Origin of the sequence: Enterobacter sp. V87_3 (assembly GCF_029967835.1) — a bacterium.
Lineage (GTDB): Bacteria > Pseudomonadota > Gammaproteobacteria > Enterobacterales > Enterobacteriaceae > Enterobacter > Enterobacter cancerogenus.
This window is the reverse complement of the sequence record NZ_JASCAM010000023.1, coordinates 1-14,822: the sequence shown is the minus strand read 5'-3', so window position 1 is coordinate 14,822 and position 14,822 is coordinate 1. Positions and strand designations below refer to the sequence as shown.

Annotated in this window: 15 protein-coding genes; 6 read left to right on the top strand and 9 right to left on the bottom strand. The window is 56.5% G+C overall.

What is annotated here, in order from left to right; all coding sequences use genetic code 11:
• Nucleotides 1-38: 38 nt before the first annotated feature.
• The 6 genes from QLG21_RS11070 to sad all read right to left on the bottom strand — a co-directional run bounded on the left by QLG21_RS11070 (nucleotide 39) and on the right by sad (nucleotide 7,208).
• Entirely contained in the window at nucleotides 39-1,031 is a 993-nt protein-coding gene (locus QLG21_RS11070; protein WP_282484539.1) for a sensor domain-containing diguanylate cyclase, read from the bottom strand.
• 180 nt (nucleotides 1,032-1,211) lie between these two features.
• Nucleotides 1,212-2,660: a sensor domain-containing diguanylate cyclase gene (locus QLG21_RS11065; RefSeq protein WP_282484397.1), complete on the bottom strand. Its 1,449-nt coding sequence runs from the start codon at nucleotides 2,658-2,660 to the stop codon at nucleotides 1,212-1,214.
• A 114-nt stretch (nucleotides 2,661-2,774) separates the two neighbouring features.
• A complete protein-coding gene (locus QLG21_RS11060) occupies nucleotides 2,775-3,131 on the bottom strand; it encodes a DUF4186 domain-containing protein (protein ID WP_282484396.1) in 357 nt (118 codons plus the stop codon).
• Complete coding sequence (gene glsB / locus QLG21_RS11055; RefSeq protein ID WP_282484395.1) at nucleotides 3,131-4,057, bottom strand: glutaminase B; 927 nt, start codon at nucleotides 4,055-4,057, stop codon at nucleotides 3,131-3,133. Before glsB ends, QLG21_RS11060 begins: the two co-directional genes overlap by 1 nt.
• A 62-nt stretch (nucleotides 4,058-4,119) precedes the next feature.
• Nucleotides 4,120-5,709: a methyl-accepting chemotaxis protein gene (locus QLG21_RS11050; protein ID WP_282484394.1), complete on the bottom strand. Its 1,590-nt coding sequence runs from the start codon at nucleotides 5,707-5,709 to the stop codon at nucleotides 4,120-4,122.
• 110 nt (nucleotides 5,710-5,819) lie between these two features.
• A complete protein-coding gene (gene sad / locus QLG21_RS11045; protein ID WP_282484393.1) occupies nucleotides 5,820-7,208 on the bottom strand; it encodes a succinate-semialdehyde dehydrogenase in 1,389 nt (462 codons plus the stop codon).
• Between the two features lie 101 nt (nucleotides 7,209-7,309).
• On the opposite strand from sad, the gene QLG21_RS11040 reads away from it, so the two are divergent.
• Complete coding sequence (locus QLG21_RS11040) at nucleotides 7,310-8,188, top strand: LysR family transcriptional regulator (protein WP_006175252.1); 879 nt, start codon at nucleotides 7,310-7,312, stop codon at nucleotides 8,186-8,188.
• A gap of 2 nt (nucleotides 8,189-8,190) precedes the next feature.
• Here the strand turns inward: QLG21_RS11040 and QLG21_RS11035 are convergent, their stop codons facing one another.
• Nucleotides 8,191-8,988: a PhzF family phenazine biosynthesis protein gene (locus QLG21_RS11035; protein WP_282484392.1), complete on the bottom strand. Its 798-nt coding sequence runs from the start codon at nucleotides 8,986-8,988 to the stop codon at nucleotides 8,191-8,193.
• Nucleotides 8,989-9,163: 175 nt separating this feature from the next.
• Between QLG21_RS11035 and QLG21_RS11030 the strand changes: the two genes are divergently transcribed.
• On the top strand, nucleotides 9,164-10,360 hold the full coding sequence (locus QLG21_RS11030; protein ID WP_282484391.1) for a sugar transporter: 1,197 nt from the start codon (nucleotides 9,164-9,166) through the stop codon (nucleotides 10,358-10,360).
• Between the two features lie 70 nt (nucleotides 10,361-10,430).
• On the opposite strand, the gene QLG21_RS11025 is transcribed toward QLG21_RS11030, so the two are convergent.
• Complete coding sequence (locus tag QLG21_RS11025; RefSeq protein ID WP_006175246.1) at nucleotides 10,431-11,096, bottom strand: MarC family NAAT transporter; 666 nt, start codon at nucleotides 11,094-11,096, stop codon at nucleotides 10,431-10,433.
• A 255-nt stretch (nucleotides 11,097-11,351) separates the two neighbouring features.
• On the opposite strand from QLG21_RS11025, the gene marR reads away from it, so the two are divergent.
• Genes marR through marB form a run of 3 tightly spaced genes read left to right on the top strand, consistent with a single transcriptional unit; the run spans nucleotide 11,352 to nucleotide 12,435 of the window.
• Nucleotides 11,352-11,786 (top strand): multiple antibiotic resistance transcriptional regulator MarR, encoded by a 435-nt coding sequence (marR, locus tag QLG21_RS11020; RefSeq protein WP_042319808.1) that lies wholly within the window; start codon nucleotides 11,352-11,354, stop codon nucleotides 11,784-11,786.
• 20 nt (nucleotides 11,787-11,806) lie between these two features.
• Nucleotides 11,807-12,187, top strand: coding sequence for an MDR efflux pump AcrAB transcriptional activator MarA (gene marA, locus QLG21_RS11015; protein ID WP_001303241.1), 381 nt, complete (start codon nucleotides 11,807-11,809; stop codon nucleotides 12,185-12,187).
• A gap of 32 nt (nucleotides 12,188-12,219) precedes the next feature.
• Nucleotides 12,220-12,435 carry a multiple antibiotic resistance protein MarB gene (marB, locus tag QLG21_RS11010; protein ID WP_058608790.1) on the top strand — a complete coding sequence of 72 codons (216 nt, stop codon included), beginning with the start codon at nucleotides 12,220-12,222 and terminating at the stop codon, nucleotides 12,433-12,435.
• Nucleotides 12,436-12,472: 37 nt separating this feature from the next.
• Here the strand turns inward: marB and eamA are convergent, their stop codons facing one another.
• The gene (gene eamA, locus QLG21_RS11005) at nucleotides 12,473-13,372 is read right to left on the bottom strand and encodes an O-acetylserine/cysteine exporter (RefSeq protein ID WP_282484390.1); all 900 of its coding nucleotides are present in this window, start codon (nucleotides 13,370-13,372) and stop codon (nucleotides 12,473-12,475) included.
• 190 nt (nucleotides 13,373-13,562) lie between these two features.
• Between eamA and ydeE the strand changes: the two genes are divergently transcribed.
• The gene (gene ydeE, locus QLG21_RS11000) at nucleotides 13,563-14,756 is read left to right on the top strand and encodes an efflux MFS transporter YdeE (protein ID WP_282484389.1); all 1,194 of its coding nucleotides are present in this window, start codon (nucleotides 13,563-13,565) and stop codon (nucleotides 14,754-14,756) included.
• Nucleotides 14,757-14,822 lie beyond the last annotated feature (66 nt).

The following is a 14,822-nucleotide window of genomic DNA, read 5'->3' as shown; positions in this document are numbered from 1 at the left end:
CTTGCGTTATTAACAGCGTAGCTTAAACCGGCACTTTGTCAGTGCGCGAAGATCCGGTTCTTACCTTCGCGTTTCGCATGATAGAGGGCGCTATCGGCCGCCTGCAGCCAGTCGGTCACGCTTTTCATGTCGCGGGTGGCACAGGCAATGCCGATACTGAGCGTGCAAGGGACCGCTTCCTGAGCCACATCTTTCATCACGGCCGTGGCGTCCATAATGCGCGTGGCGACAACCTGCGCCTCGTCGACGGTGGTATTCGGCAGCAGAATGACAAACTCATCGCCGCCCAGCCGGGCGGGGGTATCCGTCGGGCGCGTGGCCAGATGCAGAATTTCCGACACAGTAGCCAGCATCGCGTCCCCGACTTTGTGGCCGTAGCGATCGTTAACGTCCTTGAAATTATCGATATCAATAAACATCAGCGCAGAATCACGGCATGCCTGGCGAAGTTTACTCAGCTCATGCTCAATACGCTTTTCAAGCAGTCGCCGGTTAGCAATATCCAGTAGCGGATCCATCATTGCGATCCGTTCCAGCTCGCGACTTTTGATCCGCAGGCGCAAGGCGATCCCGTCCGTCAGAACGCTCAGGGCGATGATATAGATGGCGATCAGCGGCAAGGTAGCGTAAAGGGTCCGCGAAGAGACCACCGGATTGATGGCCATTCCCTGACTCAGCCAGCTCACCAGAAAAACCGCCAGCATCAGTGCGGCCGCTTTTTTCAGCAGTGTGTAGCTGCCCGCAGAGAGCCGATCGGCTAGCAGAATAGTAGCAATCACCACAGAGGGCAGCGGATTTACCGCCATCATGGCAATCCAGAATCCGCCTGCTCCAGCGTCAAGGACCAGGTTTTGATGTTCAGTCGCCAGGGGGGTCGTTGAATGTCGTGCACGATACCTGGCCACCGTCGGCCAGATAAAGGCGTTAGCCCCCAGCAGGCCAATAAGCCACGGGGGGCGCTGCTGCTCAAGCAATACCGATAGAATGGGGAAAAAGCAGAGAAGCGTACCGAGCATACGCATCAGATACATACGTTTGACAAACCGACGTCCCGGTAAGCGAGGCTTCATGCTGAGAGGGTCGGTTGCATTCATGCTAAGATTTTTCCGATATGTTTCTTGCGGTATCTTATTGAGCTTAAAAATACGTAGCAAGCAATTTATCGGATATTCATTCGCTTTAATACCGCGCGCTACCTAAGGTGGTGACGGTTACGCCTCTTCCGCATCCCGTTCAGCGTCGGCCACAATCGTATCGTCCTGCATACGCGCACTGGTACGATTTCGCCCTGCTTTTTTCGAACGATAGAGATAGTCATCCGCTTCGGTCAGCAGCGTGTTGAAAACCTCGGTCAACGCCCGCGGGTCGGCTTTCCCGCTTCCCAGCCCAATACTGACCGTCAAAAACAACGTCTGCTGACGCCAGGTAAAGGGATTATTGGCGATCGTCAGCCTGATTCGCTCGGCCAGCTCAAAGCCACGTTGCGCATCACCGGTATTGGCCACCACCGCAAACTCCTCTCCGCCCATCCGGGCTACCAGCCCGTCCTCACCGACAACCTGCTGCACCTTCTGCGCAAACGCGGTCAGGATTTTATCGCCGCACTCGTGACCGTAGTTATCATTGATGCTTTTGAAATAATCGATATCCAGAAGCATCACCGTGAGAAAGCGGGAGTGCTTGTGCGTCTCTTCCTGTTTCAGCGCTTCATACAATCCGGAACGGGAATAGACGTGGGTCAGGAAATCATAATCCGCCCGCAATGACACCTGGCGGATCAGCGAGTTAATAGCCGCCACGCTCACGGAGACCATCACCGGACAAATCGCCATCGTCGCAATGCCCAGACGGGCGGAAAACATCATTGGCGTGGAGAGCGGCGCGGCAACGGCAATGTTGATGACGGAGTTCGCCACCAGCACAACTTCTACCGCGCCGGTGATAAAGGTCAGCAGACAGGTGGCCGGAAGCGAGTACCGCACCGCACACCAGATAAGCGCAGGCAGCGGAAAAGCCAGACTCCCTGCTCCGCCAATCACCACGGACGCCGCCACGGAGATCATCAGCGCCAGCACCGGTAACAGTGCCTCCGGCGTCAGGCGTGGGAGGCGCGCCGGCATTGTCACCGTCAGCATACAGGGCACAATTAACACGCCCGTTGAGAACTGCTCACTAAACCAGTCGGCAAACAGCGGCCAGAAGGTATGACTATCGATCCCGACCGAGCCTAACGCTCCCAGCAGCGCGCACAGCAAGGCGGCGATCAGACAATAGTTGAACAGCCGCAGCGCGTTGAGCGGATCGGGCGTTTTCTTCATCAGCCGTTTATCCCGCAGCACCAGCACCGCGACGGTGATAATAAACACCATATTCGACAAATTGATAACCAGAGACGCCACGCCCCAGTTGGTCGTCACCGCGTCATATAACAACATCGCGACATACGACACCGCGTAATAATGCAGCCGGTTAAGGTAAGCATAACGCGCAAAGATCCCCGCCATCACGCCGTTGAGCGGCCAGAAAAGGGATAAGGCTTCCACCAGACGCAGCTCAGCACCAATAAAATAGAACAAGGTGGTAAGAGCAAATATCCCTGCCGCGTTACGCAGAGGGCTGTCTGGTGAAAATAGCTTGAAGGACGAGAGTTCAGAACGCATTAAACAGGGATCCATATAATGACGTATGGCAATTATTTGCGGTCATCTTCATGAAGGGAAATAAGTGAATAAATATCTATAGCACAGAACCAACAGGATCATAACTCGTCAAATTTAGGCGTTCATCTCTTTTACCAGCCAGTGATGAATCACGCTCACGACGTACTGCTGCTGTTGCGCAGTCAGTTCCTGCCCCTGCGGTATCGCGTGCCACTTTGCCAGACAGCCACGACAGCAGGTGGCCGTCGCATGCTGAGCAATAAACACCGGGTGCCCGCGCATCGGCGTTTGTTTTCCGTCATTCGTCGGCTGGGCAGGTGCCAGGCGCTGCGCGATAAAATCAGCCGCATGCCGATCGATGGTGTCCGGGCCTTTATCCCAGCAGTATTGCCGCTCTTTCGCGCCTAAATGAAAACGCGAGCGGAAGGTTGACCGCGCGAGGCGGGCAAAAAGAGGATCTAACGTCGACATCAGTAAACAGAACGTCCCAGCCGGTGCGTCAGCTTTTCCAGTACCGCCACACCTGCAAGTGAATTCCCCGTCTCATCCAGTTCCGGGCTCCAGACGGCAATCGCCATCTCATGTGGCACAATCGCCACCACCCCGCCGCCCACGCCGGACTTGGCGGGTAACCCCACGCGCCAGGCAAATTCGCCGGCGTTTTGATACATACCGCTGGTCGCCATCAGGGCGTTAATCTGCCGGGCCTGCATGGGTGACACGACCTCCTGAGCAAGGTGCTGCGCGTGGCCCTGATGGGCGAGGAATAAAAAGGTCTGCGCCAGCTCAACACAGCTCATTTTCAGGGCGCAGTAGTGGAAATAGTTTTGCAGAACGGTGGCAACGTCGTTATGAAAATTGCCGAAGGATTTCATCAGCCAGGCAATGGCGGCGTTACGGGCCGAGTGCTCAAACTCAGAGCGGGCCACCACCGGATCGTAGGTTATGTCCTGCACGCCGGAAAGCTGGCGGACAATTTCGAGCATCCGCTGACGCGGTGCGCTGAGACGGCTTTGCAGCATATCGCACACAACCAGCGCCCCGGCGTTGATGAACGGGTTGCGTGGTTTACCCTGCTCTATCTCAAGCTGCAAAAGCGAGTTGAACGGCTGGCCGGAAGGATCTTTGCCAACGCGCTGCCAGATCTCCTCTTCGTCATACTGGCGCATGGCCGCCACCAGGCTCAGCACTTTTGAGATCGACTGAATGGAGAAACGCTCTTCCGCGTCCCCGGCCTGAAAACGTTGCCCGTCTACGGTGCAGATGGCAATCCCCAGCTTATTACCGTTCACGGACGCCAGCGCCGGGATATAGTCGGCAACGTTACCCTGCCCAATTAACGGGCGAACCTGCGCCAGAATCTCGTCCAGCATCTCATTATGGATGACCGCAGCCACTCTTTGCTCCTTGCCCTCAGGCTAAAACGGGCTGCGAGTATACCAGAGGCTGCGATGTTGCGTCAGGCCGGGAGACGAAAACGCGAAACCGCCGTGAGCAGCTGGCCCGACTCCTGATGCAGCCGCGCGGAAGCCTGCGACGCATCGCTGACCAGCAGGTCTGTTTGACGCGAAACGCGATTCAGTGCCTGCAGCTGCCGCGTCATCAGGTGAATACTTTCTCCCTGGCTCAGCGTGGCCGAGGAGATATCGCTCAGCAGGCTGCTCAGCTTCGCCACCAGCCCGGTGACCTGCTGAAGGTTATCTTCCAGACGGCTAACGGCTTTTGAACCATCCTCGATGCCCTGCAGCGAGTGATTGATCAGCTCCTGGATGGTTTGCGTGGAATGGCTGCTCTTTCTGGCGAGTAACCCGACCTCTCTCGCCACCACCGCAAACCCGCGTCCCTGGTTGCCCGCGTGCGCGGCTTCGATGGCGGCATTCAGCGCGAGGATGTTGGTCTGAAACGCCACGTTATCGATCATGGCGACGATCCCCCGCATCTCGGCGGATCGGTCGACGATCGCCTGCATGGAGGCATTCACGGTCGACATCATACGATCGCCCCCCGCAGCCGCCTGACGTGCTTCGTCCGCGCGCGAGCTGGCAAGTTTCGCATAGCCTGTATTGCCTTCGACGTGGGTTTCAAGCGTGGCGATATGAGCAGTTACCTCTTCCAGCTCTTTTGCCTGACGCGCTGACTGGTGATACAGCGCCTCGTTGCCCTGTGCCAGGGCGCCAATGTTTTCGACCATTGACGACGTGGCATCGCTGACCTGCGTCACCAGTGCCTGCAAGCCACGCTGCATGGTGCGGATGCTGTCGCTCAGTTGCCCTATCTCCCGGTTAAAGCGCACCACATCCGGCGGCATACCGGACAAATCGCCCGCCGCGAGACGATCGATATGCGCAATTAGCCGGCGAAGCGGCGTGATGACCCATTTTACCATCCCAAACCACACGGCAGCGGCAATCGCCAGCAGTACCAGCGGCGCAAACAGAAACGCCGTTTGTAGGTCGGAGAGCTGCGCCATTAAGGTTTGCCGCCCCTGCATGGCCTGCTTCTCGCTTGCCTGCTGATAACGGGCGTAGTTATCGTTGAAATCAGTTTGAAATGCCTGAGCAGGCACGGCAAAAAAAGCGTCGATGGAATGAGTGTCGACCAGCCCGTCGGCCTGCTCTTTGATAGCGCCGTAAAACAGTTGATAGCTGTTCACCAGCGCCTCATCTTTCGGCGGGTTCAGTGCCAGCCACGCCTGCCAGGCCTGCTGCGACACCGCCAGCGCCTTTTGCGCTTCGTCCATCAGGCTGTGCCAGCTACCCTCAGAGCCTGTCTCTTTGTCCTGCATAAAATAGACGCCGGAACGGTTAAGCAGATCGCTTGCCGCCAGCAGGGAGACGCGGGCTAAATCCAGCTTGCCCTGCTGCTGATAGGCCAGTTGGTTATGCCGTTCGTTGCGCTGAGCGTCTTTTAGCGATGCGCCAAGAAGAATCGAGGAGGAAAGTTGTAATGCCGAGAAGAGTCCAATAATACAAAAAATACCGGCCAGCAGACCAAACTGATGCGGAAAAAGACGCGGCGCAATACGGCGAAAAATTTGCGTTAGGTTCATAATTTTCTTCTGTAACAAAGCGTTAGACGCGTGGAAGTCTACGAGAGGAAAATGACAGAACCATTGCAGAAACATGACAAAGGCCTTCACGCGGAAGGCCTTGAGGGAGGTTAAACGCGATCCTTCCAGACCGTCTGTACATTGCAGAACTCGTGCAAACCGAAGTGGGACAGCTCGCGGCCAAATCCACTCTTCTTCACGCCGCCGAACGCCACGCGGGCATCGCTGGCGCTATAGCCATTGATGAACACCCCGCCGCACTCCAGCCCTTGAGAGAATGTCTCGGCCTGCTCTGCGTTTGCGGTAAACACCGTGGCGGATAGACCAAAGTCGCTGTCGTTGGCAAGTGCGAGGGCATGTTCCGCATCTTTTGCCACCGTAATGGCGGCCACCGGGCCAAACAGCTCCTGGCGGAAAGCCGTCATTTCAGGCGTCACGTTACCCAGTACGGTTGGCGCATAGTAGTTCCCCTTCCCGGCAATCTTCTCACCGCCCAGCAGCAGGGTTGCCCCTTCGGCTAACGTCGCCTGCACCTGCTGATGCAGTTCATTACGCAGGTCGTAACGGGCCATCGGGCCAAGGTAGTTTTCTTCCTGATCCGGCTCGCCCATTTTCAGCGCCGCGGTGGCCTGCACGAAACGTTCGGTAAAGCGATCGGCAATGCCCTCTTCGACGATAAAACGCTTCGCCGCCGCACATACCTGCCCGGTGTTCTGGTAACGTCCGGCCACCGCCGCCTTCACCGCCAGATCCAGATCCGCGTCGTTTAATACAATGAAAGGATCGGAACCGCCGAGTTCAAGCACGCATTTTTTCAGCGCGGCCCCCGCCTGAGCACCAATAGCTGCCCCGGCACGCACGCTGCCGGTCACGGTGATGGCCGCAATGCGGCGATCGTTAATCGCCTGGCTTACGCCTTCGTTGGTGGCATTAACCCAACCAAACACCCCTTCAGGGAAATCGGCCTCGGCGAAGATCTGCGCAATCAGCTGCGCCGAGCCGAGCACGTTGGGTGCGTGCTTGAGCAGATAACTGTTGCCCGCCAGCAGGACAGGCACCGCGCCGCGCAGCACCTGCCAGAGCGGGAAGTTCCAGGGCATGACCGCCAGAATCGGCCCCAGCGGACGGTACTCAATCACCGCGTTGTTATTTTCGACCTGAGTGGCTTCCGTACGCAGCATCGCCGGGCCGTGTTCGGCATACCAGTCACAGAGGCCGGCAGACTTGGCCACCTCAGCACGTGCCTGCAGGATGGGTTTGCCCATCTCACGGGACATCATCTGCGCCATCTCTTCCGCACGGTTACGCAGCGTCGCACCGAGGTCGCGCAGTTTTTGCGCGCGGTGCGCCACGCTTTCATTGCGCCACTGACGAAAACCGCTATCGGCCAGCGCAATGGCGTGCTGGACCTCGTCGGACGTTGCCCACGGATAAGCGGCCAGGGTTTCGCCTGTCGCCGGGTTTACAGAGAGTGCGTGTGTTGCAGGGGAATGCGTCATGATGTTTTCCACGTATTATAAGAGTTGATTCAGTGTGGCCCGATCTGCTATTTCTTAAAAATGAATAATATTGACCACCTTATTCACGAATCGAGAATGCTATGGATCTGACCCAGCTTGAAATGTTTAACGCCGTCGCGCAGACCGGCAGCATCACCCAAGCGGCGCAAAAAGTGCATCGCGTTCCCTCAAACCTGACGACCCGCATTCGTCAGCTTGAGGCCGATCTTGGCGTTGAGCTGTTTATCCGTGAAAACCAGCGTCTGCGTTTATCCCCCGCCGGGCACAACTTTCTGCGCTACAGCAAGCAGATCCTCGCGCTGGTTGACGAGGCGCGCATGGTTGTCGCCGGGGATGAACCGCAGGGATTGTTTGCCCTCGGCGCGCTGGAAAGCACCGCCGCCGTTCGCATTCCGGAAAGCCTGGCGCAGTTTAACCAGCGCTATCCGCGCATACAGTTTGCCCTCTCGACCGGCCCGTCCGGGACCATGATCGACGGCGTGCTGGAAGGGACGCTGAGCGCCGCGTTTGTCGACGGCCCGCTCTCCCATCCTGAACTGGAAGGGATGCCGGTGTACCGGGAAGAGATGATGCTGGTGACGCCCGCCGGACACGATGTCGTCTCCCGCGCCGCGCAGGTAAACGGCAGCGACGTCTACGCCTTTCGCGCCAACTGCTCGTATCGCCGACATCTGGAAAGCTGGTTTCATGCAGACCGGGCGATGCCAGGGCGCATCCATGAGATGGAGTCTTATCACGGAATGCTGGCCTGCGTGATTGCGGGTGCAGGCATTGCGCTGATGCCCCGCTCGATGCTACAGAGCATGCCGGGGCATCATCAGGTGGAGGCGTGGCCGCTGGCGGAAAACTGGCGCTGGCTGACAACGTGGCTGGTGTGGCGGCGCGGCGCAATGACGCGCCAGCTTGAAGCCTTTATCGCCCTGCTAAATGAGCGCGAGTTGCCCGCGCCCGCAGGCTGATATCAAGACTGGCGGAGGAATATTTTCCCTTTAAGATACAGCGTGGCCTGGCCGCTAATCAGTACGCGATCGCCGATCAGTTCACAGCGCAGATCCCCGCCACGGGCTGAAACCTGGCGAGCATTAAGCCGGGTTTTCGCCAGTTTTTCGCTCCAGTAGGGAATCAACATACTGTGGGTGGAACCCGTCACCGGATCTTCCGGCACCCCTTCCCCCGGGCAGAAAAAGCGGCTGACGAAATCATACTGCTCACCGGGCGCGGTGACGCAAACCATCTTATCCAGCGGGAGCATCGCCGGTATGTCGGGTGTAAGCTCTTCCACCTGCTGCTGGCTGTCGAGTACCACCAGATAATCCCGCCCCAGACGCACCTCTTTCGCCCCGCTGATGCCCAGCGCGCTGAACAGTGCTACCGGTGGCTGGTCGACGGCCTCAGTGGACCACGCCGGGAAATTGAGCGTCAGCCAGTCGCCGTTGCGTTTGACCGTCAGGTTGCCGACAAAGCGGGTTGAGAAGGTGATTTCCGTCTGTGGGTAGTCCAGGTATTCAAAAATGACGTGGGACGCCGCCAACGTGGCATGGCCGCAAAGGTTGATTTCATACTGCGTGGTGAACCAGCGCAGCTCGAAGCCCTCGTCGGTGCGCACGAAAAACGCCGTTTCGGACTGGTTATGCTGTTGCGCCATTTTGAGCAGCGTCTCGTCCGCGAGCCACTCTTCCAGTGGACACACCGCTGCCGCGTTGCCACCAAACGCCGTGTCGCTAAAGGCATCTACCAGATAAAAATCAATTTCCTGCATTGTCTTACCGCCTGTCATCGCTGTGCTGACCTTTATCTTCAGGGAAAACAGTGCGCTCCGCTACCGCTCTCTGCCGGTAAATATTGCGATCTACGTCACATAATGGTTGAGTTTTCGCCGCTGAACGCTTTAAGATCGTCTCCTCTCTTCTTCGCAACCAATCCCAGACGCTTCTATGACAACGAACACTGTTTCCCGCAAGGTCGCGTGGCTACGTGTGGTCACGCTCGCTATTGCCGCATTCATCTTTAACACCACTGAATTTGTCCCCGTGGGGCTGCTCTCTGACATTGCCCAAAGTTTCCGGATGGAAACGGCGCAGGTGGGGATTATGCTCACTATCTACGCGTGGGTGGTGGCCCTGATGTCATTGCCCTTTATGCTGCTGACCAGCCAGATGGAGCGGCGCAAGCTGTTAATCGGCCTGTTTGTGGTGTTCATCGCCAGCCATGCGCTGTCATTTATGGCATGGAACTTCACGGTGCTGGTGATAAGCCGTGTCGGGATCGCGTTTGCGCATGCGGTGTTCTGGTCAATTACCGCCTCGCTGGCCATTCGCCTCGCCCCTGCGGGTAAAAGCGCTCAGGCGTTGAGCCTGATTGCTACCGGCACCGCGCTGGCGATGGTGCTCGGGCTGCCTATCGGGCGCATCGTGGGGCAATATTTCGGCTGGCGCACGACGTTTTTCGCTATCGGCATGGGCGCGCTGATCACCCTTATCTGCCTCGTCAAGCTGCTGCCAAAACTGCCCAGCGAGCATTCCGGCTCGCTGAAAAGCCTGCCGCTGCTGATCCGCCGCCCGGCGCTGATGAGTATTTATCTGTTAACCGTGATTGTGGTGACGGCCCATTACACGGCCTACAGCTACATTGAGCCGTTTGTGCAGGTCGTGGCGGGCTTTAGCGCGAACTTTGCCACCATCCTGCTGCTGATCCTGGGCGGCGCGGGCATCATCGGCAGTATTCTGTTCGGGAAGCTCGGTAACCAGCATGCGTCGACTCTGGTGAGCAGTGCGATCGGGCTGTTGCTGGCCTGTCTGCTGCTGCTCATGCCTGCGGCAGCAAGTGAAACCCACCTCGCGATCCTCAGCCTGTTCTGGGGCGTTGCCATCATGATTATCGGGCTGGGTATGCAGGTTAAGGTGCTCGCGCTGGCACCGGATGCCACCGACGTGGCGATGTCGCTGTTCTCAGGCATCTTCAACCTGGGGATCGGCGCGGGTGCGCTGGTGGGAAATCAGATCAGCCTGCACGTTTCGATGTCGGCCATCGGCTACCTGGGCGCGATCCCGGCGGCGATAGCGCTGGTGTGGTCGGTACTTATCTTCCGCAAATGGCCGGTGGCGCTGGAGGAACGGGTGAATAACGGCTGAAGCGTTTGCCGGGTGGCGCTGCGCTTACCCGGCCTACAACCCCGTTTGCGCAGCGCCGTCGGGCATGACGCTAATGGTAGGTTTTAATAATTTCCAGCACACCGTTAATAATAAACTGCACGCCCATACACACCAGCAGGAAGCCCATCAGCCGCGAGATGGCTTCTATCCCGCCCTTGCCAACCCAGCGCATAATCGCCCCTGAACTGCGCAAAGAGGCCCATACGATAATGCCGATCAGCGCGAAGATCAGCGGTGGTGCAACGGTAATCACCCAGTCCGGAAAAGTGGACCCGTCGCGCACCGTTGAGGCGGAGCTGATGATCATCGCAATGGTCCCCGGGCCCGCCGTGCTCGGCATGGCCAGGGGAACGAAGGCGATGTTGGTCGACGATTCGTTTTCCATCTCTTCGGATTTACTTTTAGCTTCCGGTGACTCGTGCGCTTTCTGCGCCGGGAACAGCATCCTGAAGCCGATAAACGCCACAATCAGCCCACCCGCAATCCGCAGACCGGGGATAGAGATCCCGAAGGTGTTCATCACCAGTTGCCCGGCATAATAGGCCACCATCATGATGGCAAACACGTACACCGAGGCCATCATCGACTGACGATTGCGCTCGGCGCTGTTCATGTTCCCTGCCAGCCCCAAAAAGAGCGCAACCGTGGTCAGTGGGTTAGCCAGCGGCAGCAAAACCACCAGCCCAAGACCAATTGCTTTAATCAAATCCACCATAATGCGTCGCTGTCCTTATCCATTTTCAACACCGCAAGTATAGGGTGAAACCCACTCATGGAGCCATGGTTACAACGTAAGGATTATTTGCGTACAGAAAAATAACCCTGCGTTATGTAACTGATATAAAAGCGTTCGAAAAAAGTTCATGAAACGTTTTAGCAATTCGTGGCATCGGCCGATTCATTCAGTTGACTTATACTTGCCTGAGCAATAATATCTGCCGTGACTAAACTACTTGCCAGGGCAACCATTGTGAAAAGCACCAGTGATCTCTTTAACGACATAATTCCACTGGGTCGTCTTATTCACATGGTGAATCAGAAGAAAGATCGCCTGCTCAATGACTATCTCTCTCCGCTGGATATCACCGCAACACAGTTCAAAGTGCTGTGTTCCATTCGCTGCGAAGTGTGTATCACGCCGGTTGAGCTGAAGAAGGTGCTCTCTGTCGATCTCGGTGCGTTAACCCGCATGCTGGATCGCCTGGTCTGCAAGGGGTGGATAGAACGTAGCCCTAACCCGAATGACAAACGTGGCGTACTGGTGAAACTCACCAGCGACGGCGCGGAGATGTGTGAGCAATGTCATCAATTAGTAGGACTAACACTGCACCAGGAACTAACAAAAAACTTAACGGCAGATGAAGTGGCAACACTTGAGCTTTTGCTTAAGAAAATACTGCCGTAATACAGAAAAGAGGTATGACGATGTCCAGACGCAATACTGACGCTATCACCATTCATAGCATTTTGGACTGGATCGAAGATAACCTGGAATCGCCGCTCTCCCTTGAAAAGGTGTCAGAGCGTTCAGGTTACTCAAAATGGCACCTGCAACGGATGTTCAAAAAAGAGACCGGTCATTCATTAGGTCAATACATTCGTAGCCGCAAGCTGACGGAAATTGCCCAAAAGCTAAAAGAAAGCAATGAACCGATCCTTTATCTGGCGGAGCGTTACGGCTTTGAATCACAGCAAACCCTGACGCGGACGTTTAAGAACTATTTCGACGTGCCGCCTCATAAGTATCGTATTACCAGTATGCCGGGTGAATCCCGTTATCTTTATCCACTTAAACATTGCAGTTAATCATCGCCTGCAAAGACGTAACCGAGGAAATCATGAAATTCACCGCCTCCGCCGCCCTCGCCCTGCTGGCGCTTGTTTCCAGCCAGGCCTTCGCGGAGCAAACACACTGTGCAACGCAGCAAAACAGTTGTAACACGATAGTTTTGCCGTCAGCACATGACCAGTCTCCCTATGATTTTAACCATATGGGCGCTGGCAGCGACAAATCCGACGAATTAGGCGTGCCGTACTACAACCACGACCTCTGATTCGTTTTTGCCCCGCAGATGCGGGGTTTTTTTTTGCCTATCCCCTTGCCCGCCTCATTCGCATGACGCGCAAACCAAAGACGTTGATATACAGACCCGCCATAATCAGCACCGCGCCAAACAGCTGCAATGCGCTCAGTTCTTCATCCAGCAGGATGGCCGCGCTGGCAAGCCCTACCACCGGCACGAGCAAGGATAACGGCGCCACGCGCCACGTTTCGTAGCGGCCCAGCAGCGATCCCCATATGCCATACCCGACAATGGTCGCGATAAACCCCAGATAGATAAGCGACATAACAGTGGTGAGATCAATCTCAACCAGGCTGTTAAGCATCAGCTGCGGCCCGTCCAGAACAAACGACGCGGCCATGAAAGGTATAATGGGAATTAAGGCGCTCCAGACCACCAGCGACATCACCAGCGGACGCGCATCATGCTGCATGATCAGCTTGTTAAAGATGTTTCCGCACGCCCAGCTTAGCCCCGCCGCCAGCGTCAGCATAAAGCCCAGCAGCGCAACGTGCTGGCCGTTGAGGCTGGCTTCAATCAGCACCAGCACGCCAAACACCGCGAGGGTAATCCCCGCCAGCTGTTTCCCCTGCAAACGTTCGCCAAAGACAAACGCCCCGAGAATGATGGTAAAGAACGCCTGCGCCTGCAGCACCAGCGAGGCCAGCCCGGCGGGCATACCGAATTTGATGGCGCAAAACAGAAAGGCAAACTGACCAAAGCTAATCGTCAGGCCATAGCCGAGCAGCAGTCTGAAGGGGATTTTCGGGCGGGCGACAAAAAAGAGCGCCGGAAACGCCACCAGCAGAAAACGCAACCCTGCCAACATTAGCGGGGGCATGTTATGCAGGCCCATTTTGATGACCACAAAATTGAGGCCCCACACCACAACCACCAGCAACGCCAGCAGTCCGTCTTTACGCGTCATACCCTGCCCCTGATTATTAAATTTTTGTAAACACTTCAAGGTAGCGAAAAAACAGCGGGAGGAAAAGATCATTAATTCTGGCAGTAAGACGCGGCACTTACGGATAAATCAGGCGCTATACAATCCCCCGCATGTCGTGATACTCCTGAATGCACACAACAATAAGATTAAGCAATTGTCGGGCAGGCATATGAAATCCTCACTCAGGCGCTCCACCGCAGCGTTACTGGCATCGTCACTGTTATTAACCATCGGTCGTGGGGCAACCTTGCCGTTTATGACCATCTATCTCACGCGCGTCTACAGCATGAGCGTGGAGAATATTGGCTATGCATTGACGGTGGCGCTGACCATTGGCGTGGTGTTCAGCCTCGGGTTTGGCATTCTGGCCGATAAGTTTGACAAGAAACGCTACATGCTTATCTCCATCGCGGCGTTTATCGCAGGTTTTGTGGCGATCCCGCTGGTGGATAATGTCACGCTGGTGGTGCTGTTCTTCGCCCTCATCAACTGCGCCTACTCGGTTTTCTCCACGGTGTTAAAGGCCTGGTTCGCCGATGTGCTGACCTCCAGCGAAAAAGCGCGCGTTTTCTCACTGAACTACAGCTTTCTGAATATCGGCTGGACGATCGGGCCACCGATAGGCACGCTGCTGGTCATGTACAGCCTGCAACTGCCGTTCTGGCTGGCGGCTTTTTGCGCCGCACTGCCGCTGGGCTTTATCCATTTCTGGGTGCAGAAAAGCGTCGCCCTGGATACGGCGCAGGAGACCACGCCCTGGCAGCCTTCCGTACTGCTCAAAGACCGCGCCCTTTTCTGGTTTACGCTCTCCGGCCTGCTCGCCTCATACGTGGGTGGCTCCTTTGCCAGCTGCATTTCACAATATGTTCTGGCGGCGAATGACGACAGCGATTTCGCCCAAAAGGTGGTCGCCGTGGTGCTGCCGGTTAACGCCGCCGTGGTGGTGACGCTGCAGTATGCGCTGGGGCGCAAAATCACTGCCCGCAACATTCGGCCATTGATGACCGTTGCGACGCTGTTCTTCATTCTGGGGCTGGGTGGGTTTATGTTCTCCGGCGAGAATCTGATTTACTGGGGCATCGCCGCGGCGATCTTTACCCTGGGGGAGATTATTTATGCGCCTGGTGAATACATGTTGATCGACAACATCGCCCCGCCAGGGATGAAAGCGAGCTATTTCTCCGCGCAGGCGCTCGGCTGGCTGGGCGCGGCGGCAAACCCGATGATCACCGGGATCATCCTCACCCATTTACCGCACTGGTCGCTGTTTGCGATTATGATGGCGGCCATTGTCGTGGCGTGGCTGATGATATTGCGCGGGATGCGCGTGAAGGCGTGGTGTGAAATGCCAAACGTGGCATGAGAAGTTTAACTGCCGGGTGGCGGCTTCGCGAACCCGGCCTACATTCACGTCGTTGTAGGCCGGGTT

Excerpts from the sequence above, each read along its gene's own strand:
- QLG21_RS11070 (WP_282484539.1), bottom strand. The coding sequence starts at position 1,031 with ATGTATCTGATGCGTATGCTCGGTACGCTTCTCTGCTTTTTCCCCATT.
- QLG21_RS11065 (WP_282484397.1), bottom strand. The coding sequence starts at position 2,660 with ATGCGTTCTGAACTCTCGTCCTTCAAGCTATTTTCACCAGACAGCCCT.
- QLG21_RS11060 (WP_282484396.1), bottom strand. The coding sequence starts at position 3,131 with ATGTCGACGTTAGATCCTCTTTTTGCCCGCCTCGCGCGGTCAACCTTC.
- QLG21_RS11050 (WP_282484394.1), bottom strand. The coding sequence starts at position 5,709 with ATGAACCTAACGCAAATTTTTCGCCGTATTGCGCCGCGTCTTTTTCCG.
- sad (WP_282484393.1), bottom strand. The coding sequence starts at position 7,208 with ATGACGCATTCCCCTGCAACACACGCACTCTCTGTAAACCCGGCGACA.
- QLG21_RS11040 (WP_006175252.1), top strand. The coding sequence starts at position 7,310 with ATGGATCTGACCCAGCTTGAAATGTTTAACGCCGTCGCGCAGACCGGC.
- QLG21_RS11035 (WP_282484392.1), bottom strand. The coding sequence starts at position 8,988 with ATGCAGGAAATTGATTTTTATCTGGTAGATGCCTTTAGCGACACGGCG.
- QLG21_RS11030 (WP_282484391.1), top strand. The coding sequence starts at position 9,164 with ATGACAACGAACACTGTTTCCCGCAAGGTCGCGTGGCTACGTGTGGTC.
- QLG21_RS11025 (WP_006175246.1), bottom strand. The coding sequence starts at position 11,096 with ATGGTGGATTTGATTAAAGCAATTGGTCTTGGGCTGGTGGTTTTGCTG.
- marA (WP_001303241.1), top strand. The coding sequence starts at position 11,807 with ATGTCCAGACGCAATACTGACGCTATCACCATTCATAGCATTTTGGAC.
- marB (WP_058608790.1), top strand. The coding sequence starts at position 12,220 with ATGAAATTCACCGCCTCCGCCGCCCTCGCCCTGCTGGCGCTTGTTTCC.
- eamA (WP_282484390.1), bottom strand. The coding sequence starts at position 13,372 with ATGACGCGTAAAGACGGACTGCTGGCGTTGCTGGTGGTTGTGGTGTGG.
- ydeE (WP_282484389.1), top strand. The coding sequence starts at position 13,563 with ATGAAATCCTCACTCAGGCGCTCCACCGCAGCGTTACTGGCATCGTCA.